The following is a 24,392-nucleotide window of genomic DNA, read 5'->3' as shown; positions in this document are numbered from 1 at the left end:
TCTGTTTTCCAGCATCACGGATGGCCATGAGCACTACTGTCTACGGTTTGAAGAACTGCGATACCTGCAAGAAGGCGACCAGGTGGCTGGACCGCTTCGGTGTGCCGTACACCTTCGTCGACTACCGCGACACCAAGCCGAGCCCGGAGACGTTGCTGGCGTGGGCCGCGCAGCTGGGAGGGCTGGCCGCGATGGTCAACAGGTCCTCCACCACCTGGCGCCAGCTGCCGGACAACCGCAAGGCGGCCGAGTCCGATGCCGAATGGAAGCTGCTGCTGCGCGAGTACCCGCAGCTGATCAAGCGCCCGGTGGTGGTCACCGCCGACGGCATGGTCAGCCAGGGTTTCAGCGACAACGGCTTCAAGGCACGCTTCGGCGTCGGTGACGCATGAGCGCGGTCCTCGACCTGGCCTGCGAACTGATCGCACGGCCCTCGGTGACGCCGGACGATGCTGGCTGCCAGGCACTGCTGGCGGCGCGCCTGGAGCAGGCCGGGTTCCAGTGCGAGCACCTGCGGCTGGGCGAGGTCGACAACCTGTGGGCCACCCACGGCCAGGGGGCGCCGGTGCTGGTGCTGCTGGGCCACACCGACGTGGTGCCGCCGGGCCCCCGTGAGGCCTGGGCCAGCGATCCGTTCAGCCCGCAGATCCGTGATGGGGCGCTGTATGGCCGCGGCGCCGCCGACATGAAGGGCAGCGTGGCCGCGTTCGTGGTGGCTGCCGAGCAGTTCGTTGCTGCGCATCCGGATCACCCCGGCACGCTGGCGGTGCTGCTGACCAGCGACGAGGAGGGCGATGCCATCGATGGCGTGCGTCACGTCGCGCGCCTGTTCGCCGAGCGCGGCCAGCGCATCGACTGGTGCATCACCGGTGAGCCGTCCTCGACCGCGACGCTGGGTGACCTGCTGCGCGTGGGGCGTCGTGGCAGCCTGTCGGCCAAGCTGCGGGTGCAGGGCGTACAGGGGCACGTCGCGTATCCGGACAAGGCACGCAACCCGATCCACCGGGCGGCCCCGGCCCTGGCCGAGCTGACTGCGCGACGCTGGGACGAGGGGTATGAGAGCTTCCCGCCGACCAGCCTGCAGATCTCCAACATCCACGCCGGTACCGGTGCCAACAACGTGATTCCCGGCGAGCTCGAAGTGGATTTCAACATCCGCTACAACCCGCACTGGGATGCGCCGAAGCTGGAAGCGGAGATCACCGCACTGCTGGATCGCCATGGCCTGCAGTACGCGCTGAAATGGCATCGAAGCGGCGAGCCGTTCTACACCCCGGAAGGCACGCTGCGGGCCACCGCGCGCGCGGTGCTGGCCGAGCACATCGGTGGTGCCCCTGAGGAAAGTACCGGCGGTGGCACCTCCGATGCCCGCTTCATCGCGCCGTTGGGTGCGCAGTGCATCGAAGTGGGGCCGGTCAACGCCAGCATCCACCAGGTGGATGAGAATGTACGCGTGGACGAGCTGGAGGCACTGCCGGGGCTGTACCAGCGGCTGGTGGAGCGACTGCTGGTGTGAGGCATGGCGCCGGGCACGGCCCGGCGCTACCCCTGTGGGCGCCGACTGCTGGGTGCCGACCGTTGGTCGGCACACCTTCACCTGGTTGCCAACGCAACGGTTGCGCCGTGCCGGAAACCGGGTTAGGGTCGGTGCCATGTCGATCCGCCTGGCCACCGCCGTCAATAACAACAACCGCAATAATCTGCGCGCGAATAATCGTGCGTGGCCGATGCGGGACTGCGCCCTGGGTAGATAGACAGCAACACACGCCCGGACACCAGAAAACCCGCATCGGTCGATGCGGGTTTTTTTGTGCCCGGGCGCAGCCCCACCCGGGCCTGGATGGCCGGTCGAACACCCCCACCCGTGAAATCCCCAACAGGAGCTTCCCCCATGTGTTCGATCTTCGGACTCTTCGGCCTGCAGGCCGGTGACGATCTTCCTGCCCTGCGCCGCCACGCGCTGGAACTGTCGCAGCGCCAGCGCCATCGGGGCCCGGACTGGAGCGGCGTGTACCTCGACGATGGTGCGTTGCTGGTCCACGAGCGGCTGGCCATCGTCGATCCCGCGGGTGGCTCGCAGCCGCTGCTCTCGGCCGATGGCCAGCTGGCGCTGGCGGTGAACGGCGAGATCTACAACCACCAGCGGTTGAAGGCGGCACTGACCACCGCCTATGACTTCCAGACCGGCTCGGACTGCGAGGTGATCAACGCGTTGTACCGCCAGGGTGGATCGCCCGCGCAGTGGCTCGAGCAGCTCAACGGCATCTTCGCCTTCGCGCTGTGGGACCGCGACGCCGGTCGTGTGCTGGTGGCGCGCGACCCGGTCGGTGTGGTGCCGCTGTACTGGGGCCACGATGCCCAGGGGCGCCTGCGCGTGGCTTCGGAAATGAAGGCATTGGTCGACACCTGCGCCGATGTCGCGCAGTTCCCGCCGGGCCACTATTTCGACAGCGCCAGCGGAGAGCTGGTGCGCTATTACCAGCAACCGTGGCGCGACTATGCCGACGTGCAGGGTCGCCAGGCCGATCTGGGCGAACTGCGCCAGGCCTTCGAGCATGCGGTGGAACGCCAGCTGATGAGCGACGTGCCGTATGGCGTCCTGCTGTCCGGCGGCCTGGATTCGTCGCTGGTGGCGGCCGTCGCGGCACGCTATGCGCGTCGCCGCATCGAGGACGGTGGCCAGAGCGAAGCGTGGTGGCCGCGGTTGCACTCGTTCGCGATCGGTTTGAAGGGCTCGCCCGATCTGGCCGCCGCTGCCATCGCCGCCGAAGCGCTCGGCACCGTGCACCACGGTTTCGAGTACACCTTCGAGGAGGGCCTGGATGCGCTGCCGGAAGTGATCCGCCATATCGAGACGTACGACGTCACCACCATCCGCGCGTCGACGCCGATGTTCCTGCTGGCGCGGCGGATCAAGGCGATGGGAGTGAAGATGGTGCTGTCGGGCGAGGGCAGCGACGAGATCTTCGGTGGCTACCTGTACTTCCACAAGGCGCCGGATGCGCGTGAATTCCACGATGAGCTGGTGCGCAAGCTCGATGCGCTGCACAACTACGACTGCCTGCGCGCCAACAAGTCGATGATGGCCTGGGGCGTGGAGCCGCGGGTGCCGTTCCTCGACCGTGAGTTCCTTGATGTGGCAATGCGCTTCGATGCTGCGCACAAGATGGTGGATGCCGGCTTCGGCGGCCGTCGCATCGAGAAGGCGGTGCTCCGCGAGGCGTTCGACGGCTACCTGCCGGACAGCATCCTGTGGCGGCAGAAGGAACAGTTCAGCGATGGGGTGGGTTACGGCTGGATCGATGGGCTGAAGGCGCACGCCGAGGCGCAGGTCAGCGACCGCGTGCTGGCGGCGGCGGGCAAGCGCTTTCCGCACAACCCGCCGCAGACCAAGGAGGCGTATTACTACCGCCATCTGTTCGAGCAGTTCTTCCCGAGCCGGGCGGCCGCCGAGACCGTGCCGGGAGGCAAGTCCATCGCCTGTTCATCGCCGGCGGCCATTGCCTGGGATGCCAGCTTCGCCGCGGCTGCCGATCCGTCGGGCCGCGCGATCGCCGGCGTGCACGAGCAGGCCCTGGCCTGAGCCCCCAAAAGGGGACGGAGGGGATTAAGTCGTTTGTGGCATGAACGACGTGATGCTCTCCATCCCCTTTTTGCGACGTATCATCGCCCCCCTGCACATTGGGGAATGTTCATGGACGTACGGGCAGGCGGCGATGTGCCGCCGAAGAAATGGGGGAGGCGCTACCTGGCCTGGGCGGGTGCACCGCTGCTGGCCGGGGTGTTGCTGGCCCGCTATGCGGGCCCCGAAGCCCCCCGGGCGGTCGCGCGCGCGGCAGTCGCCTCCGAAGGTAGCTGGGCGCACCACCTGGCGTCACCGCTGGGCCTGTTCCTGTTGCAGTTGCTGGTGCTGCTGCTGGTGGCCAAGGGCGCGGGGGCGATGCTCAAGCGCCTTGGGCAACCGGCAGTGATCGGCGAGATGGCCGCCGGCCTGATGATGGGCCCGCTGGTGCTGGGGAGCCTGCTGCCACAGCTGCATGGCGCCCTGTTCCCGGCCAGCTCGCTGGGTCCGCTGGGCATGCTCAGCCAGCTGGGCGTGCTGATGTTCCTGCTGGTGGCCGGTGCCGAGCTGGACCTGGCGGCGCTGCGTGGCCGCCGGCGTTTCGCCTTCACGGTCAGCCATGCCGGCATTGCAGTGCCGTTCGTACTCGGCGTTGCCCTGGCGATCTGGCTGTATCCGCAGCATGGCCCGCAGGGCGTGGGCTTCACTGCATTTGCGTTGTTCGTCGGCATCTCGATGAGCATCACCGCGTTCCCCGTGCTGTTGCGCATCCTTGCCGATCGCGGGACCACGCACACGCCGCTGGGCCAGACCGCCATCGCCTGCGCGGCATTGGGCGATGCCACGGCATGGTGCCTGCTGGCGCTGATCGTGGCTGCCGCCCAGGCCAGCGGATGGCTGCCGGCCAGCCTCAACCTGCTGTGCGTGGTTGCATTCGTGACGCTGATGCTGGGGCTGGTGAAGCCATGGTTCGCCCGCCAGCAGATCGCGCCGGGACGTGAAGGCCGCTGGCTGCTGGGCATCCTGTTGCTGTCGCTGGGCAGTGCGTTGGTCACCGAGGTGCTGGGCATCCACGCGCTGTTCGGCGCGTTCGCAGCGGGCGTCGCGGTATCGTCCAACGCGCAGCTGCGCGACCTGCTGATGGCCCGCGTCGAACCGTTCGCGGTCACGCTGCTGCTGCCGTTGTTCTTCGCCATGACCGGGCTGCGCATGCGCGCCGACGCGCTGCAGGCCAGTGACATCGTGCTGTGCGTGGTGGTGATTGCGGTGGCCACGACGGGCAAGCTGCTGGGCACCTTCAGCGCCGCACGCAGCGCGGGCATGCCATCACGCGAAGCGTGGCGGTTGGGCGCGCTGATGAACACCCGTGGCCTGATGGAGCTGATCGTGCTCAACCTCGGGTACGAACTGGGCCTGCTCGGCGACCGCCTGTTCGCGGTGCTGGTGATCATGGCGCTGGTGACCACCGCGATGACTGGGCCACTGCTGAACCTGATCGAGCGGCGCAGGAGCTGACCCGGAGCGCCGCGGGCATTCTGTGGAGCCGAGCCCATGCTCGGCTCCGCGCCAGAAGCAGCCGAGCGTGGGCTCGGCTCTACAGCGTGCAGTGCGCCCCCGGCCTTTTGGGCGCCGCCGTCAACGGGTCGGCGCCAGCGTCATGACATGCTGCGCCTTGCCCGGCAGGAATGGTGTCGGCCGCCCGTGCGCCCAGTCCTCATGGCCGGCGCCCCAGTACGGTGACAGTGGATGACCGCTCTGGCCACCCGGCATGTTCACGATGCCGTCAGCCTCGTGCCCGGGCGAGACCACCATGCGCTGGGAGGCGCCGAAGCTCGGCGTCTGCACGCGCGGCATGTCGCGGTCGCCGGGCAGGTGGTCGGCGGGCATGCACAGCCAGTGCCTGGCAATCTCCGGCAACGCGCGAGCCATCGGATGGCAGATCGCTGCCGTGTTGCGTTCACCCCAGGTGCGCTGGGCCAGCGGGCCCTGCCTGGCAAGCTCGCCCTCGGTGCGGCGTGCGGCATCAAGCAACAGCGCGTCCCAGCTGTCGAAGGCCGGTGGCAGAAGGTTGGCGGGGCGCTGCTGCAGCATCGGCCAGGCCACACCTTCCAACTGCGCCAGGCGCGGGTCCAGGTAGTCATCGCCGAGCTGCGCGTTGGCCGGGGCCAGCAGTGCATCGGACAGGGTATCCATCACCTGCGTGCGGAACTCGCGCACCACCCGGTAGCTGACCGAGCTGGCCGAGGCGCGGCCGCTCCATTGATGGCTGGCCACCTTCAAGCGCCTCAGTGCGGGATCGTCGCTGCGATCGATGACATCGTGCAGCAGCGCCCACCAGCGCTGCAGGAACACCGCGCGGTCATCGAGCTGGATCGCCAGCAGATCGTGCTCGTCGAAGCGGTCCTGGCTGGCGAGCAGGTCGCGGATCTGCCGTGCTCGTGCACCCAGGTCATAGCCGCCGTTGCCAGCGTTGGCCAGTGCCTCGCCGTCGAGAACGCGGCCATTGGCGGTCCACAAGCGATGGTCGGGCGGATCGACCAGCGCCGGTGAAGCGTCGCTACGGATCGGCCAGGGCGCGCAGTCCTGGTTGTTGGCGGCGGTGAAGCCCGCCGGTGCGCAGCCTGGACCACGATCCGGGCGGGCGCCGATCAGGCGCCAGGCAATGCGCCCGCTGCGGTCACCAACCACCAGGTTCTGCGCGGGGATGCCGGCGCGGTCGGCGAACTGCAGTGCGCTCTCCAGATCGCCGGCACGGGCCAGATCGCCGAAGTCCAGGCGCACCGCGCCGGGCAGGTGGGCGACCCAGCGCAGGGCGTCACCGCTGCCATCGGCATGCGTGTGCAGGATGGGGCCCCAGGCGGTTTCGCGTACGGGGAACCGCACGTCGGCCTGGCCGGCTACCGCGATGCGTTCTTCATGCACGGTCACCGTGGCGTTGGCCGCTTCAGTGCGAAAGTCCGCTGTATCGATGTAGCTGTTGGTGAAGCCCCAGGCCACGTGCCCGTTGCTGCCGACGATCACTGCCGGCAGGCCGGGCAGCGAGAAGCCGGTGACATCGACCTGGCCGCCGGCAGCCTGCGGGTCGGGATAGCGCAGGCGCACGCGGAACCAGAGGCCGGGTGCGCGCAGGCCCAGGTGCATGTCGTCGGCGATGATCGCGCGACCGTCGGCGGTGAGTGCGCCGGCCACGGCGAAGTTGTTGCTGCCGACGGCGTCTGCGTCTTCCTGCTTGGCGCCCGGTTTTGCCCTCAATGAGCGCAGATCGAGCTGGCCCGCGTCGGGCAGCACGGCGTTCCCGGTGGGTCCGCCGAACAGCGGTGCGTCCCATTCGGTGCCGCCGTGGGCGACCAGTGCATGCAGCGCCGGCGGCACCACCGCGCGGATGCGGTTCAGCGCAAGCTCGGTCTGGTTGCCCGGGTCCTGCAGGTCGGCGTACATGGCCAACCCGGCCAGCACGCTGTCGCTGGCCTGCCAGGGCTGCGGTGACTGCCGCAGCAGCAGGTAGGGCCATGGGCGCACGGAGAGATCGGTCAGCCCTTCGTTGACACCGTCCACATAGGCGCGCACGGCATCACCGTTGGCGCCCAGCGCGGCGTCCAGGTGCGCTTCGGTGCGGGCGCGCAGGCGATGCACGCGCATGCGCTTGTCGGCGTCGATGGCTTTCGGCCCGAACAGCGCTGACAGTTCGCCGGCGGCGCTGCGGCGCATCAGGTCCATTTCGAAATAGCGCTCCTGCGCATGCACGCGGCCCAGTGCGCGCATCGCGTCGGCCTGGCTGCCGGCAGTGATGGTGACCACGCCCAGCGCGTCGCGCTCGAGGGTGACCGGCGCGGCCAGGCCCGGCAGGGCGTGCTCGCCGTCAAGGTCGGCCAGGCTGCCTCGCAGCAGCAGCCACAGGACCAGTGCGGTGACCAGTACGACGACGATCAACACGCCCAGCACCCAACGCCATGTACGTCGCATCGCACGTCCTTTCCACGCTTGTGGGTCGATTGTAGCCGCAGGCGCAACTGCGACTGATTCCGATTAGATCACCGTATTCTGAAATGCGGCACCCTAGGCCGCATCGATTCACAGGAGCCCCCCATGAAAGGCAACCCGGACGTCATCGCCTGCCTGAAGGAACTGCTGCGCGGCGAGCTCGCCGCCCGCGACCAGTACTTCATCCATTCCCGCCGTTACGAGGACCAGGGCCTGTTCGCGCTGTACGAACGCCTCAACCACGAGATGGAAGAGGAGACCCAGCATGCCGATGCGCTGCTGCGCCGGATCCTGTTCCTGGGCGGCGACCCGGACATGCGCCCGCATGCCACCGAGCCGGGCAGGACCGTGGAAGAGATGCTGCAGAAAGACCTGGATACTGAATACGCCGTTCGGAACAATCTGGCCGCCGGCATGAAACTGTGCGAAGAGAAGGGCGACTACGTGAGCCGCGACATCCTGCTGGCGCAGCTGAAGGACACCGAGGAAGACCACGCCTGGTGGCTGGAGCAGCAGCTCGGCCTGATCAAGCGGATCGGCCTGGAGCTGTACCAACTGAGCAAGATCGACGGCAGCGGCGCCCCGGCGCACTGAACCGGCACCCCGACCCGGTAGGGCCGACCGCTGGTCGGCCGCTTTTCGGTAAAGCAGCCGACTAACAGTCGGCTCTACCAGGAGCAAAGAGCAGCCGACCAGCAGTCGGCTCTACCAGGAGCAAAGAGCAGCCGACCAGCAGTCGGCTCTGCCGGAAGAAGCACAGCGTCCTGTCGCCCGCCAGCGCCGGAGCACCGCCCGCCAGCCTACGCCAGCCAGCCGCTCCACCGCCCGCCAGCCGACAACGAAGAAGCCGGGGAATTCCCCGGCTTCTTCGTGTCTGACGTCCGCGAAAGCGTGTCAACCAAGGTTGACACCTACCAGGAGCGGTGCCTCATTCCACCGACAACCCTTCCACCTTCTGCCAGCCGCGCGGCAGCAAGTGGCCGCGGGTGGCGCGGGCGCCGAGATAGGCGTCGAGCTCGTTGAACTTCAGGCCCATCGTGCGCTGGCCGCTGCGGACCAGCAGGGTCTGCCCCGGGCTGATCGCCACGACGGCGACCACGCGTTCGGTGGCGAGCTTGGCCTTGGGGATCTCGATGATCTTGTTGCCCTTGCCCTTGTCCAGTTCCGGCAGGTCGCTGGCGGCGATCGCCAGCAGGTTGCCCGAACTGGTCACCGCCACGATGCGGTCGGTCGCCACGTTGGCCACGGCCGACGGGGCCAGTACCGAGGAACCGGCCGACAGATTCAACATCGCCTTGCCGGCCTTGTTGCGGCCGATCAGGTTCTCGAAGCGGGTGACGAAGCCATAGCCGTGGCTGGAAGCCAGCACGAAGCGGGTGTCTGGTTCGGCGCTGGCCAGGGTCACGAAGCTGGTACCGGGTGCCGGCGAGAAGCGGCCGGTCAGTGGTTCGCCATTGCCACGCGCGGAGGGCAGGGTGTGCACCGGCGTCGAGTACGCGCGGCCTTCGCTGTCCAGGAACGCGACCTGCTGGGTGCTGCGCGCACGCACCGCACCCTGCAGGCCGTCACCCTCGCGGTAGGACAGCGCCGACGCATCGACGTCGTGGCCCTTGGCGGCGCGGATCCAGCCCTTCTCGGACAGCACCACGGTCATCGGCTCGCTCGGCACCAGCTCGGTCTCGTCGATGGCCTGCGCGGCCTGGCGCTGCACCAGCGGCGAACGGCGTGCGTCGCCGAACTTCTTGGCGTCGGCGGTCAGTTCGTCGCGGATCAGCTTCTTCAGCTTGGCCTTGCTGTCGAGGATGCCGAGGATCTTCTCGCGCTCCTTGGCCAGCTCGTCCTGCTCGCCGCGGATCTTCATCTCTTCCAGGCGGGCCAGCTGCTTCAGCTTGGTTTCCAGGATGTACTCGGCCTGTTCCTCGGACAGGCCGAATCGCGCCATCAGCGCGGCCTTCGGCTCGTCCTCGGTCCGGATGATGTGGATCACCTCGTCCAGGTTGAGGAAGGCGACCAGCAGGCCTTCCAGCAGGTGCAGGCGGCGCTCGACCTTCTGCAGGCGGTGCTGCAGGCGGCGGGTGACGGTGTTGCTGCGGAAAGCCAGCCATTCGCTGAGCAGCATCTTCAGGTTCTTCACCTGCGGACGCCCGTCCAGCCCGATCACGTTGAGGTTGACGCGGTAGCTGCGCTCCAGGTCCGTGGTCGCGAACAGGTGGCCCATCAGCTGCTCGGCGTCGACGCGGTTGGAACGCGGCACCAGTACCACGCGCACCGGGTTGGCGTGGTCGGACTCATCGCGGATGTCTTCCAGCCACGGCAGCTTCTTGGCGCGCATCTGCGCGGCGATCTGCTCGATCACCTTCGACGGCGACACCTGGAACGGCAGCGCGGTGACCACGATGTTGCTGGCTTCCCTGGTGAAGGTCGCTCGTGCGCGCACGCTGCCGTTGCCGGTCTCGTAGATGTTCCGCAGGTCGTTGGCCGAAGTGATGATCTCGGCGCTGGACGGGTAGTCCGGGCCCTGCACGTGCTCGCACAGGTCGCGCACGCTGGCATCGGGATTGTCCAGCAGGTGCAGCAGTGCGCTGACGATCTCGTTGAGGTTGTGCGGCGGCACGTCGGTGGCCATGCCCACGGCGATGCCGGTGGTGCCATTGAGCAGCAGGTGCGGCAGCCGCGCCGGCATCCAGGTCGGCTCCTGCAGCGTGCCGTCGAAGTTCGGCGCCCAGTCGGTGGTGCCCTGGCCCAGTTCGCCCAGCAGCACTTCGGCGATCGGGGTCAGCTTGGATTCGGTGTAACGCATCGCCGCGAACGACTTCGGGTCGTCGCTCGAGCCAAAGTTGCCCTGGCCTTCGATCAGCGGATAGCGGTACGAGAACGGCTGCGCCATCAGCACCAGCGCTTCGTAGCACGCGCTGTCGCCGTGCGGATGGTATTTACCGATGACGTCACCGACGGTGCGCGCGGACTTCTTCGGCTTGGACGCAGCATTCAGGCCCAGCTCGCTCATCGAATAGATGATGCGGCGCTGCACCGGCTTCAGGCCGTCGCCGATGAACGGCAGGGCGCGGTCCAGGACCACGTACATCGAGTAGTCGAGGTAGGCGCGTTCGGCGTACTCGCGCAGCGGCAGTTGTTCGAATCCGTGGAACACGGGGCGGGCAAGTTCGGTCATGCGGCGTTGTTACCTATGTCGGGAGGCGGCGACGGCAGTCGCCGCTCGCAATCCTGTGATTATCCGGATGCGGCGGGGGATGCCAAGCCGCGCGCGGGGTCGAGCCCGGTTTCCAGGCCGTGCCCGGCCCGCGCCAGGTAGCGTCCCGGCGGCAGCCCGAAGTGGCGTCGGAACACGGTGACGAAGGCGCTGGCGCTGCTGAAGCCCAGTGCGTGGGCGATGTCGGCCACGCTGCGGCCGTCGGTCAGCTGGCGCAGCGCCTCGGCCAGGCGGGCCTGCTGCCGCCACTGGGCGAAGCTGAGCGTGGTTTCGTCGCGGAAGTGGCGGGTCAGGCTGCGCGGTGACAGCCCGGCCCAGTGTGCCCACTCGGCCAGGCTGCGCTCGTCGGACGGATCGGCCAGCAGCTGCGAGGCGATCTTCAGCAGGCGCCGGTCGTGCGGCATCGGCAGGTGCATGCGCTGGCGTGGTGCCGCGCGGATCTCATCCTGTAGCACATGGATGATGTGCTGGCGCTCAGGCGTGGTGTCGTAGCCCGGCGGCCAGTCGCAGATGCGGTCGGCCAGCGCCTGCGCCAGCTTGGACAGGCCCAGCACGCAGGGGGCGGCGGGCAGGGTGGCGCACACCGGCGCCGCCAGGGCCATGCCCCAGCCGCGCAACGGGCCGTCCAGGGTGACGGTGTGGGGTTCCAGTGCGGGCATCCAGCCGGCCGAGCCCGGCGCCAGCGACCAGGTGCCATGCGAAGTGCGGGTGGTCAGCAGTCCGCGTTCGACACAGATCAGCTGCGCGCGCTGGTGGTGGTGCCAGTCCACTTCCCGGAGAAGCCCCTGCGGACTGTCGAAGCGGAATCCGACGACCGGTGGGCCGTCGTTGCGCTCGAACCAGTCCAGTGCCTCATCACGCAGCAAGCGCCTGGGAGCGGGAATTTCTGCCTTGTTCATCATCATTCACTGGCTGAAATATGTCATTCCATGGCTGGATTGTACTACCGGGCCACGCCGGGGGGCCATTAAGGTGGTGCCTTCATTGATCGAGCCCGTTGCTGCAACACAGCATTCGATGCCAGATCGAATATTTCCATTGAGAAATATTTTTTTTGGAAGAGAATGCTCCACCATGATCTGCCCTGCAACCACTCCCCCCAGCTTCGGCCTGCTGCTGCGCCAGGTGCGCGACGGCCTGGTCCGCCAGCTCGACGCCTCCATGGCTGAAGAAGACCTGGGGATCGGCTTCACCCATTACATCGGGCTGAAGGTGCTTTCCAACATGGCGCCGTGCACTGCCAATGAACTGGCCCAGGCCATCGACCAGGTGCCCAGTGCGGTGACCCGCCTGCTGGACAAGCTGGAAGCCCTGGGCTGCGTGCGCCGCGAAGCGCACGCGCAGGACCGGCGTGCACTGCAGATCGTGCTGACCGACGAAGGCCGTGCCTTGTGGGCGCGGCTGAAGCTGCGTGGCGATGCGGTGATGGATTACGCCCTGCGCGACCTCTCCGCCGATGAGCGCACGCTGCTGCTGTCCCTCCTTACCCGAATCCGCGATTCCCTGACGACCCCATGAACCCGATCCTGCATCCCACTCTCCGCCGGTCCGGGCGCGCGCTGCTGGTGTCAGCGCTGGCCCTGGCCCTGGCCGCCTGCGCCAGCAGTCGTGGCCTCACCCCGCAGGGCCACCTGCTCGATGTGGACAACCTGCACAGCGAACGCACGCTGGCTGATACCGACCTGAGCGCCACCGGCTTCCCGGCGCAGGACTGGTGGAAGGCACTGGGCGATGCACAGCTGGATGCGCTGGTCGCTGAAGGGCTCGCCGGTCATCCGAGCCTGGACGCCGCCGATGCGCGCCTGCGCCAGGCCCAGGCCCAGGTCGGCACTGCGCGTGCCGATGAGCTGCCCAGCCTGTCGGTGTCCGGGGGTTACACCGGCCTGCGCCTGCCTGAATCGATGGCAGGCAGCGAAATGGGCGGGCACTACGCGGGCAGCAGCCAGATCGCCTTCGACTTCAGTTACGGCGTGGACCTCTGGGGTGGCAAGCGCGCCGCATGGGAAGCCGCCGTGGATGGCGCGCACGCCGCCACCGTGGAAGCGCAGGCCGCGCGCCTGAACCTGTCCACCGCCATCACCCAGGCCTATGCTGACCTGGCCTATGCGTGGCAGCTCAATGATGTGGCCGAGGAAGAGCTGACGCGTTCGCAGAAGTCGCTGGAACTCACCCGCCAGCGTCGCCGCGCCGGCATCGACAGCGACCTGCAGGTGCGCCAGGCCGAAGCCCGCGTGCCGGCCGCGCAGCAGCAGGTGCAGGCCGCGCAGCAGCGTATCGACGCGGCCCGCACCGCGTTGGCCGCGCTGATCGGCAAAGGGCCGGATCGTGGCCTGTCGATCCAGCGCCCGCAGCCGCTGAACCCGGTGGCGCTGCAGCTGCCGGGCGTGCTGCCCAGCGAACTGCTGGGCCGCCGCCCCGACATCGTGGCCGCGCGCTGGCGTGTGGAAGCGGCCGACAAGCAGATCAAGGTCGCCAAGACCAAGTTCTACCCGAGCTTCAACCTGACCGCGCTGGCCGGCGTGGTTGCCCCGAATGTGGGCGACCTGCTGAAGAGCAGCTCCACCTTCGCCTACATCGGTCCGGCGCTGAGCCTGCCGATCTTCGAAGGCGGCAAGCTGCGCGCCAACCTCGCCAATACCGATGCGCAGTACGACCTGGCGGTGGCCAACTACAACCAGGCGGTGCTGGACGCGCTCCGCGACGTGGCCGACCAGGTCAATGCGGTGCGCTCGCTGGCGCAGCAGGCACAGTCGCAGCAGCAGGCGGTGGACACGGCGCGTTCCGCCTTCGACCTGGCGCAGCAGCGCTACCGCGCGGGCATCGGCAGCTACCTGGACGTGCTGACCGCGCAGTCCACCCTGCTGCAGTCGCAGCAGCAGCTGGCCAGCCTGCAGTCGCAGCAGGTGCAGTCATCGGTGCGCCTGAGCAAGGCGCTGGGCGGTGGCTTCCAGCCCAGCGACGCCGACCGCGCGCCGATCGCTTCCCATTCCGTTTCCTCGCATTCCTGAAGACTTCCGCCATGAGCCAGACCCAAGACACTGCGGCCCCGGCCGCCCCCAACCGCCGCGGCCACCTGCTGCGCGGCCTGTTCGTGATCGTCGTGCTGCTGCTTGCCGCACTGGCGCTGTGGTACTTCATGTTCGGCCGTTGGTTCGAAGAGACCGACGATGCCTACGTGCAGGGCAACCAGGTGCAGATCACCCCGCTGGTGGCCGGTACCGTGGTCGCCATCAACGCCGATGACGGCATGCGCGTGGAGCGCGGCCAGCTGCTGGTGCAGCTGGACCCGTCCGATACCGCAGTGGCACTGCAGCAGGCCGAAGCCAACCTGGCCAAGACGGTGCGCCAGACCCGCGGCCTGTACCGCAGCGTGGAAGGTGCGCAGGCCGACCTGAATGCCCGCCAGGTGACTCTGAAGCGCGTGCGCGAAGACTACGCCCGCCGCAAGGACCTGGCCGCCACCGGTGCGATCTCCAACGAAGAACTGGCTCACGCCCGCGATGAGCTGGCCGCCGCGGAAGCGGCCGTGGCCGGTTCGCGCGAGACCGTCGAGCGCAACCGTGCGCTGGTCGACGACACTGTGATCGCCACCCAGCCGGATGTGCAGGCCGCTGCTGCGCAGCTGCGCCAGGCCTTCCTCAACAACGCCCGCGCCGGCATCGTCGCACCGGTCAGCGGCTACGTCGCCCGTCGTTCGGTGCAGGTCGGCCAGCGCGTGCAGCCGGGCAATGCGCTGATGGCCGTGGTGCCGACCGAGCAGATGTGGGTCGAGGCCAACTTCAAGGAAACCCAGCTGCGCCACATGCGCCTGGGCCAGGAAGTGGAACTGAAGTCGGACCTGTACGCCGGCGACGTGAAGTACAAGGGCCGCATCCAGAGCCTGGGCCTGGGCACCGGTTCGGCGTTCTCGCTGTTGCCGGCGCAGAACGCCAGCGGCAACTGGATCAAGATCGTGCAGCGTGTACCGGTGCGCATCGCCATCGACCCCAAGCAGCTGGCCGAGCACCCGTTGCGCATCGGCCTGTCGATGAAGGCTGAAGTGAGCCTGCGCGACCAGAAGGGCGAAGTGCTGCCCAGCGCGCCGGCCAAGGGCACGGTGTTCGACACCGATGTGTACGCCAAGCAGCTGCATGATGCCGACGAGGTGATCCATACGATCATCCAGGGCAACCTGCCGCAGCAGGCGAAGGTGGGCTGAGGTCGCCATGTCCGCACAAGCTCCAGCCGCGCCCGGCGCTCCGGGCGCACCGGCGGCGCCGGGTGCGGCCTCCGGGTTCCTGCCACCCAGCGTGGCCCTGTGCACCGTGGGCCTGGCGATGGCGTCGTTCATGCAGGTGCTCGACACCACCATCGCCAACGTCTCGCTGCCGACCATCGCCGGTAACCTCGGTGCCAGTTCGCAGCAGGCGACCTGGGTCATCACCTCGTTCGCGGTCAGCACGGCCATCGCGCTGCCGCTGACCGGCTGGCTCAGCCGCCGCTTCGGCGAACGCAAGCTGTTCGTCTGGGCCACGCTGGCCTTCGTCATCACCTCGCTGTTGTGCGGCCTGGCGCAGAGCATGGGCATGCTGGTGGTGTCGCGGGCGCTGCAGGGGTTCGTGGCCGGCCCGATGTACCCGATCACGCAGTCGCTGCTGGTCTCGATCTATCCCCGCGAGAAACGCGGGCAGGCCTTGGCGCTGCTGGCGATGATCACGGTGGTGGCGCCGATCTGCGGCCCCATCCTCGGCGGCTGGATCACCGACAACTACAGCTGGGAATGGATCTTCCTGATCAACGTCCCCTTGGGCATCTTCGCCGCGCTGGTGGTCGGCAACCAGTTGAAGGGGCGCCCGGAACAGATCGAGAAGCCGAAGATGGACTACATCGGCCTGGTCACCCTGGTGATCGGCGTCGGTGCCCTGCAGCTGGTGCTCGACCTGGGCAACGACGAGGACTGGTTCGCGTCGACGAAGATCGTGGTGCTGGCCTGCGTGGCGGTGGTCACGCTGACGGTGTTCCTGATCTGGGAGCTGACCGACAAGGATCCGATCGTCGACCTGAAGCTGTTCCGCCATCGCAACTTCCGCGCCGGTACGCTGGCGATGGTGGTGGCCTATGCGGCGTTCTTCAGCGTGGCCCTGCTGATCCCGCAGTGGTTGCAGCGTGACATGGGCTACACCGCGATCTGGGCGGGTCTGGCGACGGCGCCGATCGGCATCCTGCCAGTGATCATGACCCCGTTCGTGGGCAAGTATGCGTCGCGCTTCGACATGCGCATGCTGGCCACGATCGCGTTCGTCGTGCTGTCGCTGACCAGTTTCCTGCGCTCGAACTTCAACCTGCAGGTGGACTACATGCACGTTGCCGGCGTGCAGCTGATCATGGGTATCGGTGTTGCGCTGTTCTTCATGCCGGTGCTGCAGATCCTGCTGTCGGACCTGGATGGCCGCGAGATCGCGGCGGGCTCCGGCCTGGCCACCTTCCTGCGCACGCTGGGGGGTAGTTTCGCTGCATCGCTGACGACCTGGCTGTGGGCACGGCGTACCCAGGTGCATCATGCCGACCTGACCGAGCACATCTCTGCCTACCAGCCGGGCATGCAGGATCAGGTGGCCGCCATGGGGCAGGGCGACTTGCAGCACGGCGCAGCGGTGCTGAACAACATGATCAACCACCAGGCATCGCAGATGGGCTTCAACGACATCTTCTTCCTGCTGGGCTGGATCTTCCTGGCGATCATCACCTTCCTGTGGCTGGCCAAGCCGCCCTTCGGTGCAGGCGCTGGCGCGGCTGCCGGCGGCGGGCACTGATCGAACATGCAGCCGAATGCAGAAGCCCCGCCGCAAGGCGGGGTTTCTGTGAGTGCATTGCGCTGCGCTCGCCGGGCATGGCCGGCGTTACCCGGTCCCGGAAACGAAAAAACCCGCTTTCGCGGGTTTGATCATCTTGAGTCGTGGTGCCCAGGAGAGGACTCGAACCTCCACGGTTTTACCCGCTAGTACCTGAAACTAGTGCGTCTACCAATTCCGCCACCTGGGCGACTCAGGAGAGAAATTCTGGGCTACCGGCGGCAGTGTGTCAACAACATTTCACGCTTTTCCGTGCGGCCGCACGCCCAGGTGCTGCAGCAGGCTGCGCATCGCCGGCGACAGTTGTGCCCAGTCGCCGAAACAGGCGCACAAACGGCGTTGCGCCCACGCATCGGCGAGCGGCACGGCAACGGCCTGGGTGCTGCGCCGATGCTGGCGGGCGATGGTACGCGGCACGATGCCGACGCCGATGCCGTGGCCGACCATGATGCAGACCCCTTCGAAGGTCTTCATGCGGATGCGCACGTCGAGGCGGCGGCCGATGATGCGGGCCTGGTCCCCGATATAGGCCTGCAGTGCATTGCCATCGGCCAATGCAACGAAGGCGTCGCCCGCGATGTCCGCGAAGGCCAGCGTGCGCCGCGACGCGAAGCGATGGCTGGACGGCAGCAGCATGACCAGCGGGTCTTCGGCGACCACGTGCTGCTCCAGGCCGTCGGCCGCGACCGCATCACTGATGATGCCGGCCTCGGCCTGGCCGCCGCTGATCGCACGCACGATCTCGGGACTGGTGCGTTCCAGCAGCTCGACATGCAGGCGCGGGCGCGCGGCCAGCCAGGGCGCCAGCCGCGAGGGTAGATAATGGGTCAGTGCCGCGGTGTTGGCATACAGGTGCAGGGTGCCACGCGCGCCATGCGCGAACGCCTGCAGTTCGTCGCGCAACTGCGCCTGCTGCTGCAGGATCAACCGCGCATGGTGGGCGAGGGCGGCACCGGCTTCGGTCAGGCTGACCCCACGCGGATGCCGGTTCAACAATGGGGTGCCGGCATCCGCCTCGATCGTGCGCAGGCGCTCGCTGGCAGAACCCAGTGCCAGGTTCGCCCGCGCTGCGCCCGCGGTGATGCTGCCGGCGTCGGCGATGGCCAGGAACAGGCGCAGGTCGGCGATGTCCATCCGCATGTCGTGCCCTCATCGCAGCGTCGTGGCCTTCGGATCCGCCGAAGGCATGGGCGGGAAGACCGCATTGTGCGCCGGCGGGCTTCCCGATCCAATGACGGCATGAGCGAATCGATGTACTTCTATGGGCTGCTGGTGGTGGTGTTCGTGCTGGCCGGTGTGGTCAAGGGCGTGACCGGCATGGGGCTGCCGACGGTGGCGATGGGGCTGCTGGGTGGGGCGCTTTCGCCGGTGGCGGCCGCCTCGATGCTGTTCATTCCGACCTTCGTCACCAATGCATGGCAACTGCTGTCCGGGCCATCGCTGGGCCACATCGTGCGTCGGTTGTGGCCGATGATGCTGGCCGTGGTGGTGGTGACGCTGGGTTCGGCAGCGCTGCTGGTGCGGGTCGATCGCACCGCGTCGCGCGTGGCACTGGGCCTGGCGCTGGTCGCCTATGCGGCCTATGCGCTGCTCGCGCCGGTGTTCCGCGTGCCGCAGCGACGCGAGCGCTGGCTGGGGCCGCTGGTGGGGGCGCTGTCCGGTGTGGTGACCGGAGCCACCGGCGTGTTCGTGATGCCGGCCGTGCCGTACCTGCAGTCGCTGGGGTTGCCGCGCGAAGAGTTGGTGCAGGCGCTCGGGTTGGCGTTCACCGTGTCGACGATTTCGCTTACGGCAGGCCTGGTCGCGCATGGCGCATTCGGCATCCAGCAGTTGGGGCTGAGTGCGCTGGCGGTGCTGCCTGCGCTGCTCGGCATGTGGCTGGGGCAGGTGATCCGGCAGCGGATCAGTGCGCGGGTGTTCCGCGCCTGTTTCCTTGGGTTCCTGCTGCTGCTTGGGCTGGAACTGGTGCTGCGGCCGCTGGTCTGATGCCGGATTGCGGGCATGAAAAAACCCGCTTCCGCGGGTTCTTCTCATTCTCGACGTGGTGCCCAGGAGAGGACTCGAACCTCCACGGTTTTACCCGCTAGTACCTGAAACTAGTGCGTCTACCAATTCCGCCACCTGGGCGTCGAGGAGCGAGATTATGGGGTGCGGCCAGAGCGGTGTCAACACCTGGGAAAGCCGGTAGGGTGGAAGCCGGGACCGTTGGGGTCCGCGTGACAGGGAAGGCCGCCGTGCCAGATTGCAGATGAATGATCCATCCACTTCCCACGACTGGGTGCGTCGCGGCCGCAGCACCGAAGCCATTGAGCGCTTCGAAGCCTTCTTCCGTGGCCATGGCTATACCCCGCACCGCCACGATACCTATGCGGTCGGCTACACGGTCTCAGGGGTACAGAGCTTCCGCTACCGGCGCAGCCAGAGGCATGGATTGCCGGGGACGGTGCTGGTCCTTCATCCCGACGAACTGCATGACGGCCACGCCGGTACCGCAGAGGGCTTCCGCTATCGCATGGCGTATGTTTCGCCGTGGCAGATGCAGCAGGTGCTGGGCGGCACCGTGCTTCCGTTCATCGAGGGAGCAGTGTCGCGCGATCCCCGCCTGCGCGCGTCGATCGTTGCCCTGCTGGCGCGGTTGGATGGCGGGCTGGACCCGCTTGAGGAGGCCGACGGGCTTTACGATCTGGCGCGCAGTCTCGTTGCCGCCGCTGGGCATCGCCTGCGGAAGAGTGCGCCGGACGTTGCCGGCGTGGCGCGTGCGCGCGAGTACATGCTGGATGGTCTCGGCAGGCCGAAGACGCTTGAGCAGCTGGCGCATGCCAGCGGCATGGATCGTTGGCAGCTGAGCCGCGATTTTCGCGCTGTCCTGGGCACCAGCCCCTATCGCTTCCTCATTCTGCGCAGGCTCGACCAGGTGCGTGCACACCTGCTGGAAGGGAGGACGCTCGCTTCCGCGGCGCTGGATGCCGGCTTCTTCGACCAGAGCCACATGACGCGACAGTTCGTCGCGGCCTACGGAGTCGCACCGGGGCGCTGGTTGCAGCGAACCGGTGCGACGGTGTGGGGCGACTGAGGCTGCACGATCGTGCAAGAGGCCGGGTGGCCGGGCCCGGAAACTGGCGATCCCTTCAAGAGCGCAGAGCCTCCGCATGGACCTTCACTTCCCGCCTCCGGGCCGTCGCCCGGTGAACGTTGCCGACAAGTTCGCCCTGCTGACCGAGCAATGGTCGCCCCGGGTAATCGCCGAGATGAACGATTACCAGTTCAAGGTCGTGCGCCTGCAGGGCGAATTCGTCTGGCATGCCCATGCAGCGACGGACGAAGCCTTCCTTGTCATTGCCGGCCGGCTGCGCATCGAAATGCGCCAGGAGCATGTTGTGGTGGGACCGGGCGAGCTCTATGTCGTGCCACGGGGCGTCGAGCACAGGACGTGTGCCGAGGAGGAGGTGCAGTTGATGCTGATCGAGCCCCGTGGCGTGCTCAACACGGGGGATGCCGTCGGCGACCGTACCGCCAGGAATGATGTGTGGATCTGAGGCCGGTGGCGCGGGCAACAAAAAACCCCTGATCGCTCAGGGGTTTCTTCAAGTGTGGTGCCCAGGAGAGGACTCGAACCTCCACGGTTTTACCCGCTAGTACCTGAAACTAGTGCGTCTACCAATTCCGCCACCTGGGCGTTCCAGAGGCGCAATTGTGAAGATGAATCCGCAGGCTGTCAACGACTTCCTGGTTTTTTTTCACATGCTGCCTTGATGAGACTGCTGACCCGTTCTGCACGCCCTCACCGGCTACCATGTAGGGCGATGACTACCAAAAAACCAAGCAAGGGCGGGGGCACGTCCCGCAGCCAAGCCCCGAAGAAGGGGAACAAGGCGGGCGCAGCCCGCACCACCCAGCCGGGCAAGCCGCTGCCGGGCTGGTTCCCCGAATTGAATGAGGGCGGCGCAGCGCCGCGTGGCGGCCGCAACCGCAGCGCCGAGGCACCGGGCCCGGCCCCGGGCCGCAAGCTGCCTCCGGCCGGCAAGGTGATCGACGATCCCTATGCCGCCCGTGAGGCCGAAAAGTATGAACAGCCCATTGCCAGCCGCGAGGCCATCCTGACCCTGCTGGAACGGTGCGAAGGGCCGCAGACCGCCGAGGAACTGGGCGCGCGCCTTGGCTTGACTGCGCCGGACCGGGCCGAGGCGCTGTCGCGCCGGCTCGGCGCCATGGTCCGCGATGGCCAGCTGGTGCAGAACCGCCGTGGCGGCTTCGCCCCGATCCAGGCCCTGAACCTGGTCACCGGCGTGGTCATTGCCAACCCGGAAGGGTTCGGCTTCCTGCGCCCGGTCGAGGGTGGCGACGACCTGTTCCTGCCGCCGTATGAAATGCGCAAGGTCATGCACGGTGACAAGGTGCTGGCCCGGGTGACCGGCATCGACCACCGTGGCCGCCGCGAAGGCAGCATCGCCCGCGTGCTGGAGCGCGGCATGACTCGTCTGATCGGTCGCTTCAGCGTCGAGATGGGCATCAACTACGTGGTGCCCGACGACAAGCGCGTGCAGCGCAACGTGCAGGTGCCGCCGGACCAGACCGGTGGTGCGCGCGACGGCCAGCTGGTGGTCTGCGAACTGACCCAGGCGCCAGACAGCCGCCGCCCGCCGATCGGCCGCATCATCGCGGTGCTCGGCGACAAGCTGACCGCCTCGCTGGTGGTGGAGACCGCCATCCACGGCCACGAGCTGCCGTTCGAGTTCCCGCAGGAGGTGCTGGACGAAGCCGCCTCGGTACCGCTGGTGGTCGAGCCGGCGATGATCGGTGGCCGCGTCGACCTGCGAAGCACGCCGCTGGTCACCATCGACGGCGAAGACGCCAAAGACTTCGATGACGCGGTGTACTGCGAGCCGAACGCCGATGGCTTCCGGCTGGTGGTGGCGATTGCCGATGTCTCCAACTACGTCCGGCCCGGCACGCCGCTGGACGAAGAGGCGCAGAAGCGCGCCACTTCGGTGTATTTCCCGGGCTTCGTGGTGCCGATGTTGCCGGAGACGCTGTCCAACGGCATCTGCTCGCTGATGCCGAAGGTTGACCGCATGTGTTTCGTCTGCGACATGCAGATCGACCGCGATGGCGTGGTCACGCATTCGCGCTTCTACGAAGCGGTGATGAACTCGCACGCGCGCCTGACCTACACCCAGGTGTGGAAGGCGGTGGGCGAGGACGATGCCGATACCAAGGCCTGGATGGGCGGCCTGCTGCCGCAGGTGCAGCGCCTGCACCAGCTGTACAAGGTGCTGTCCAAGGCACGTGCCAAGCGCGGTGCCATCGAGTTCGAAAGCAGCGAAGTGCGCTTCGTGCTGGACAACCGCGGTGAAGTCACCCAGGCCGGCATGCTGGTGCGCAACGACGCGCACAAGCTGATCGAGGAATGCATGATCGCGGCCAACGTCGAGGCGGCGAAGTACCTGCTGTCGCGCCACGTGCCGGCGCCGTACCGCATCCACGAGAAACCACCGGAAACCAAGTACGCCGACCTGCTCGAATTCCTCAAGGAGTTCAAGCTGAGCCTGCCGCCGTGGTCGAAAGTGCGCCCGGGCGATTACACCAAGCTGCTGAAGAAGATCCGTGACCGCCCCGATGCCACGCTGCTGGAGTCGGTGCTGCTGCGCAGCCAGAGCCTGGCGATCTACAGCCCGGACAACCACGGCCACTTTGGCCTGGCGCTGGAGGCGTACGCGCACTTCACCTCGCCGATCCGCCGTTACCCCGACCTGCTGGTACACCGCGCGATCAAGCATGCGCTGTCCGGCAAGCCACTGGACAAGTTCACCTACAACGCCCGCGAGATGGCCGCTCTGGCACTGCAGTGCTCCGAGCGCGAGCGCCGTGCCGATGAAGCCGAGCGCGAGGTCGATGAGCGCTACCGCGCGGCGTGGATGGAAAAGCACGTGGGCGGCCAGTTCGACGGCGTCATCAGCGGCGTGACCAGCTTTGGCCTGTTCGTCGAGCTGGATGACTCGAAGGTGCAGGGCCTGGTCCACGTGACCCAGTTGCCGCACGATTACTATTCGTTCGATGCCACGCGCAAGACCCTGACCGGCGAACGCCGTGGTGCCAGCTACCGGCTGGGTGACCGGGTGCGGATCCTGGTGCTGAAGGCCAGCATGGAAGAGCGCAAGATCGACTTCCGCCTGGTCGAGCACAAGGGAGAGGAAGACGGTGACGGCCTGCCGCCGTTGCCCGAGCGTGGCAAGCCGGCCAAGCGCACGAAAAAGCCATATCGATAGGTATGCCAACCCACGGTCGGCACCCACCTCACCCGGTAGGTGTCGACCTGGGTCGACACGACGTTACGGAGGAGTCCACCATGCAGGGCCAACTCGAGTTCAGCGGCGGCTGCCAGTGCGGCGCGATCCGTTTCCAGGCGCGCGGGAAACTGACGCACAGTTCGATCTGTCACTGCCGGATGTGCCAGAAGGCGTTCGGTGCCTATTACGCGCCGCTGGTGTCGGTGCGTGGTGCGCAGTTCAGCTGGACCCGGGGCCAGCCGCGCTACTTCCAGTCCTCCAACGTGGTACGGCGTGGATTCTGCGCTGACTGCGGTACGCCGCTGACCTACGAGGCCCCGGATGGCATGGCCGTCGCGGCCGGCGCCTTCGACGAACCCGGACGATTGCCGCCGACGATCCAGTATGGCGTGGAGCGCAAGCTGCCGTTCGTCGATACGCTGGCCAGCCTGCCGGCACGGCGTACCGAGGAGGACATCGCGGCGTCGCAGTTCCTGGCCACGATCGTGTCCCACCAGCACCCCGACCACGACACGCCGCATTGGCCGCCACGCAGCCGGTAACGCAACTGTAGAGCCGAGCCCACGCTCGGCTGCCCTGGGGGGGCAGGCTTCATCGGCGCCCGCCGGCCGCGCATGGGCCTGGATCCACAGGAGGCAGGCCGCAGCGCCCGGTCCGCCGATGCTCTACCATAGCCACCCCCTTTCCGGTCCCCGCCCGCATGAGCAAGAACAGCCAGTGGATCGTCGGCGTGAACGCCGTCGCCTCCTCCATCGAGAACGACGCAGAGAACGTCCGTGAAGTTCTGGTGGAGGCGGGCGCGAAGAACCCGCGCCTGACCGAGATCGAGGAAAATGCCCGCCGCAAGGGCATCGACGTGCGCAAGGTGAACAGCCAGGCGCTGGACGGTGTCGGTGGTGCGGTGCGCCACCAGGGCGTGGCGGCGCGCTACGCTGCTGCCCGCACCTACAGCGAGAACGAACTGGAAGGCCTGGTCACCGCGGCCGAGGGCAAGGCCCTGCTGCTGGTACTGGACGAGGTCCAGGATCCGCACAACCTCGGCGCCTGCCTGCGCTCGGCCGCTGCTGCCGGTGCGACCGCAGTGATCATTCCGAAGGACAAGTCGGCCACGGTGAACGCGACCGTGCGCAAGACCTCGGCCGGTGCCGCCGACCGCATCCCGGTGGTGGCGGTGACCAACCTGTCGCGCTGCCTGAAGGACCTGCAGAAGCAGGGCGTGTGGATCTACGGCCTGGCCGGCGAAGCCACGGCTTCGCTTTACGACCTGGATCTGAAGGGCAACATCGCCCTGGTGCTGGGTGGAGAAGCCGACGGCCTGCGCCGCCTGACCCGCGAGAACTGCGATGGCCTGGTCAAGATCCCGATGCCGGGTGAGATCGAGAGCCTGAACGTATCCGTCGCGGCCGGCGTCAGCCTGTTCGAGGCCGTGCGCCAGCGCGGTTGATCGGGCCCCAGCCCCTGTAGAGCCGAGCCCACGCTCGGCTATCCAATACCCGATCAAGAAAGCAGCCGAGCATGGG

At 67.5% G+C, this 24,392-nt stretch carries 18 protein-coding genes, 3 tRNA genes and 1 pseudogene; 15 read left to right on the top strand and 7 right to left on the bottom strand.

Going from position 1 to position 24,392, the window contains the following annotated elements; genetic code table 11:
* Positions 1–20: 20 nt before the first annotated feature.
* The 4 genes from A9K58_RS02725 (at position 21) to A9K58_RS02710 (ending at position 5,077) form a co-directional block, all read left to right on the top strand.
* Positions 21–392 (top strand): arsenate reductase, encoded by a 372-nt coding sequence (locus tag A9K58_RS02725; protein WP_196769146.1) that lies wholly within the window; start codon positions 21–23, stop codon positions 390–392.
* Positions 389–1,516, top strand: a complete 1,128-nt coding sequence (dapE, locus tag A9K58_RS02720) for a succinyl-diaminopimelate desuccinylase (protein ID WP_065197875.1) — start codon at positions 389–391, stop codon at positions 1,514–1,516. The genes A9K58_RS02725 and dapE overlap by 4 nt, the downstream gene beginning before the upstream one ends.
* A 375-nt stretch (positions 1,517–1,891) precedes the next feature.
* Positions 1,892–3,583: an asparagine synthase B gene (gene asnB, locus A9K58_RS02715; RefSeq protein WP_065197874.1), complete on the top strand. Its 1,692-nt coding sequence runs from the start codon at positions 1,892–1,894 to the stop codon at positions 3,581–3,583.
* 105 nt (positions 3,584–3,688) lie between these two features.
* Positions 3,689–5,077: a cation:proton antiporter domain-containing protein gene (locus tag A9K58_RS02710; protein ID WP_065197873.1), complete on the top strand. Its 1,389-nt coding sequence runs from the start codon at positions 3,689–3,691 to the stop codon at positions 5,075–5,077.
* A gap of 120 nt (positions 5,078–5,197) precedes the next feature.
* Here the strand turns inward: A9K58_RS02710 and A9K58_RS02705 are convergent, their stop codons facing one another.
* The gene (locus A9K58_RS02705) at positions 5,198–7,525 is read right to left on the bottom strand and encodes a penicillin acylase family protein (protein ID WP_065197872.1); all 2,328 of its coding nucleotides are present in this window, start codon (positions 7,523–7,525) and stop codon (positions 5,198–5,200) included.
* Positions 7,526–7,648: 123 nt separating this feature from the next.
* Here A9K58_RS02705 and bfr point away from each other — a divergent pair, with 123 nt between their 5' ends.
* Complete coding sequence (bfr, locus tag A9K58_RS02700; RefSeq protein WP_065197871.1) at positions 7,649–8,137, top strand: bacterioferritin; 489 nt, start codon at positions 7,649–7,651, stop codon at positions 8,135–8,137.
* Between the two features lie 334 nt (positions 8,138–8,471).
* Here bfr and parC read toward each other — a convergent pair whose 3' ends face one another.
* On the bottom strand, positions 8,472–10,715 hold the full coding sequence (gene parC / locus A9K58_RS02695; protein ID WP_065197870.1) for a DNA topoisomerase IV subunit A: 2,244 nt from the start codon (positions 10,713–10,715) through the stop codon (positions 8,472–8,474).
* Positions 10,716–10,774: 59 nt separating this feature from the next.
* On the bottom strand, positions 10,775–11,656 hold the full coding sequence (locus A9K58_RS02690) for a helix-turn-helix domain-containing protein (protein ID WP_065198131.1): 882 nt from the start codon (positions 11,654–11,656) through the stop codon (positions 10,775–10,777).
* 172 nt (positions 11,657–11,828) lie between these two features.
* On the opposite strand from A9K58_RS02690, the gene emrR reads away from it, so the two are divergent.
* The 4 genes from emrR to emrB are packed head-to-tail and all read left to right on the top strand — an operon-like array spanning position 11,829 to position 16,546.
* On the top strand, positions 11,829–12,272 hold the full coding sequence (emrR, locus tag A9K58_RS02685) for a multidrug efflux system transcriptional regulator EmrR (RefSeq protein ID WP_053518351.1): 444 nt from the start codon (positions 11,829–11,831) through the stop codon (positions 12,270–12,272).
* Positions 12,269–13,762: a multidrug efflux transporter outer membrane subunit EmrC gene (gene emrC, locus A9K58_RS02680; RefSeq protein WP_065197869.1), complete on the top strand. Its 1,494-nt coding sequence runs from the start codon at positions 12,269–12,271 to the stop codon at positions 13,760–13,762. Before emrR ends, emrC begins: the two co-directional genes overlap by 4 nt.
* A gap of 11 nt (positions 13,763–13,773) precedes the next feature.
* Positions 13,774–14,952, top strand: a complete 1,179-nt coding sequence (gene emrA, locus A9K58_RS02675) for a multidrug efflux MFS transporter periplasmic adaptor subunit EmrA (protein ID WP_065197868.1) — start codon at positions 13,774–13,776, stop codon at positions 14,950–14,952.
* Positions 14,953–14,959: 7 nt separating this feature from the next.
* On the top strand, positions 14,960–16,546 hold the full coding sequence (emrB, locus tag A9K58_RS02670) for a multidrug efflux MFS transporter permease subunit EmrB (RefSeq protein ID WP_065197867.1): 1,587 nt from the start codon (positions 14,960–14,962) through the stop codon (positions 16,544–16,546).
* A gap of 144 nt (positions 16,547–16,690) precedes the next feature.
* Here the strand turns inward: emrB and A9K58_RS02665 are convergent.
* Both A9K58_RS02665 and A9K58_RS02660 read right to left on the bottom strand, forming a co-directional pair.
* Positions 16,691–16,775, bottom strand: a tRNA-Leu gene (locus A9K58_RS02665).
* 50 nt (positions 16,776–16,825) lie between these two features.
* On the bottom strand, positions 16,826–17,725 hold the full coding sequence (locus A9K58_RS02660; RefSeq protein WP_065197866.1) for a LysR family transcriptional regulator: 900 nt from the start codon (positions 17,723–17,725) through the stop codon (positions 16,826–16,828).
* Positions 17,726–17,824: 99 nt separating this feature from the next.
* On the opposite strand from A9K58_RS02660, the gene A9K58_RS02655 reads away from it, so the two are divergent.
* Positions 17,825–18,571 carry a sulfite exporter TauE/SafE family protein gene (locus A9K58_RS02655; RefSeq protein ID WP_065197865.1) on the top strand — a complete coding sequence of 249 codons (747 nt, stop codon included), beginning with the start codon at positions 17,825–17,827 and terminating at the stop codon, positions 18,569–18,571.
* 56 nt (positions 18,572–18,627) lie between these two features.
* On the opposite strand, the gene A9K58_RS02650 is transcribed toward A9K58_RS02655, so the two are convergent.
* Positions 18,628–18,712 (bottom strand) — tRNA-Leu (locus A9K58_RS02650).
* 121 nt (positions 18,713–18,833) lie between these two features.
* On the opposite strand from A9K58_RS02650, the gene A9K58_RS02645 reads away from it, so the two are divergent.
* A complete protein-coding gene (locus A9K58_RS02645; RefSeq protein WP_065197864.1) occupies positions 18,834–19,658 on the top strand; it encodes an AraC family transcriptional regulator in 825 nt (274 codons plus the stop codon).
* Between the two features lie 112 nt (positions 19,659–19,770).
* Entirely contained in the window at positions 19,771–20,121 is a 351-nt protein-coding gene (locus A9K58_RS02640; RefSeq protein WP_231109240.1) for a cupin domain-containing protein, read from the top strand.
* A 55-nt stretch (positions 20,122–20,176) separates the two neighbouring features.
* On the opposite strand, the gene A9K58_RS02635 is transcribed toward A9K58_RS02640, so the two are convergent.
* A tRNA-Leu gene (locus A9K58_RS02635) sits at positions 20,177–20,261 on the bottom strand.
* Between the two features lie 23 nt (positions 20,262–20,284).
* Between A9K58_RS02635 and rnr the strand changes: the two are divergent.
* From rnr to rlmB, 3 genes and pseudogenes are all read left to right on the top strand, one after another.
* Positions 20,285–22,851 (top strand): annotated as a pseudogene (gene rnr, locus A9K58_RS02630) (ribonuclease R).
* 80 nt (positions 22,852–22,931) lie between these two features.
* Entirely contained in the window at positions 22,932–23,414 is a 483-nt protein-coding gene (locus A9K58_RS02625; protein ID WP_065197861.1) for a GFA family protein, read from the top strand.
* Between the two features lie 158 nt (positions 23,415–23,572).
* Positions 23,573–24,316 (top strand): 23S rRNA (guanosine(2251)-2'-O)-methyltransferase RlmB, encoded by a 744-nt coding sequence (gene rlmB, locus A9K58_RS02620; protein WP_065197860.1) that lies wholly within the window; start codon positions 23,573–23,575, stop codon positions 24,314–24,316.
* Positions 24,317–24,392: the final 76 nt, after the last annotated feature.

It is taken from the genome of Stenotrophomonas maltophilia (genome assembly GCF_001676385.1).
GTDB classification, from domain to species: domain Bacteria; phylum Pseudomonadota; class Gammaproteobacteria; order Xanthomonadales; family Xanthomonadaceae; genus Stenotrophomonas; species Stenotrophomonas maltophilia_J.
This window is presented reverse-complemented; position numbering and strand designations above follow the sequence as displayed.

What these genes read in the sequence shown, in the direction of transcription:
- A9K58_RS02725 (WP_196769146.1), top strand. Translation starts at nt 21, where the DNA reads ATGGCCATGAGCACTACTGTCTACGGTTTGAAGAACTGCGATACCTGC.
- dapE (WP_065197875.1), top strand. Translation starts at nt 389, where the DNA reads ATGAGCGCGGTCCTCGACCTGGCCTGCGAACTGATCGCACGGCCCTCG.
- asnB (WP_065197874.1), top strand. Translation starts at nt 1,892, where the DNA reads ATGTGTTCGATCTTCGGACTCTTCGGCCTGCAGGCCGGTGACGATCTT.
- A9K58_RS02710 (WP_065197873.1), top strand. Translation starts at nt 3,689, where the DNA reads ATGTTCATGGACGTACGGGCAGGCGGCGATGTGCCGCCGAAGAAATGG.
- A9K58_RS02705 (WP_065197872.1), bottom strand. Translation starts at nt 7,525, where the DNA reads ATGCGACGTACATGGCGTTGGGTGCTGGGCGTGTTGATCGTCGTCGTA.
- bfr (WP_065197871.1), top strand. Translation starts at nt 7,649, where the DNA reads ATGAAAGGCAACCCGGACGTCATCGCCTGCCTGAAGGAACTGCTGCGC.
- parC (WP_065197870.1), bottom strand. Translation starts at nt 10,715, where the DNA reads ATGACCGAACTTGCCCGCCCCGTGTTCCACGGATTCGAACAACTGCCG.
- A9K58_RS02690 (WP_065198131.1), bottom strand. Translation starts at nt 11,656, where the DNA reads ATGATGAACAAGGCAGAAATTCCCGCTCCCAGGCGCTTGCTGCGTGAT.
- emrR (WP_053518351.1), top strand. Translation starts at nt 11,829, where the DNA reads ATGATCTGCCCTGCAACCACTCCCCCCAGCTTCGGCCTGCTGCTGCGC.
- emrC (WP_065197869.1), top strand. Translation starts at nt 12,269, where the DNA reads ATGAACCCGATCCTGCATCCCACTCTCCGCCGGTCCGGGCGCGCGCTG.
- emrA (WP_065197868.1), top strand. Translation starts at nt 13,774, where the DNA reads ATGAGCCAGACCCAAGACACTGCGGCCCCGGCCGCCCCCAACCGCCGC.
- emrB (WP_065197867.1), top strand. Translation starts at nt 14,960, where the DNA reads ATGTCCGCACAAGCTCCAGCCGCGCCCGGCGCTCCGGGCGCACCGGCG.
- A9K58_RS02660 (WP_065197866.1), bottom strand. Translation starts at nt 17,725, where the DNA reads ATGCGGATGGACATCGCCGACCTGCGCCTGTTCCTGGCCATCGCCGAC.
- A9K58_RS02655 (WP_065197865.1), top strand. Translation starts at nt 17,825, where the DNA reads ATGAGCGAATCGATGTACTTCTATGGGCTGCTGGTGGTGGTGTTCGTG.
- A9K58_RS02645 (WP_065197864.1), top strand. Translation starts at nt 18,834, where the DNA reads ATGAATGATCCATCCACTTCCCACGACTGGGTGCGTCGCGGCCGCAGC.
- A9K58_RS02625 (WP_065197861.1), top strand. Translation starts at nt 22,932, where the DNA reads ATGCAGGGCCAACTCGAGTTCAGCGGCGGCTGCCAGTGCGGCGCGATC.
- rlmB (WP_065197860.1), top strand. Translation starts at nt 23,573, where the DNA reads ATGAGCAAGAACAGCCAGTGGATCGTCGGCGTGAACGCCGTCGCCTCC.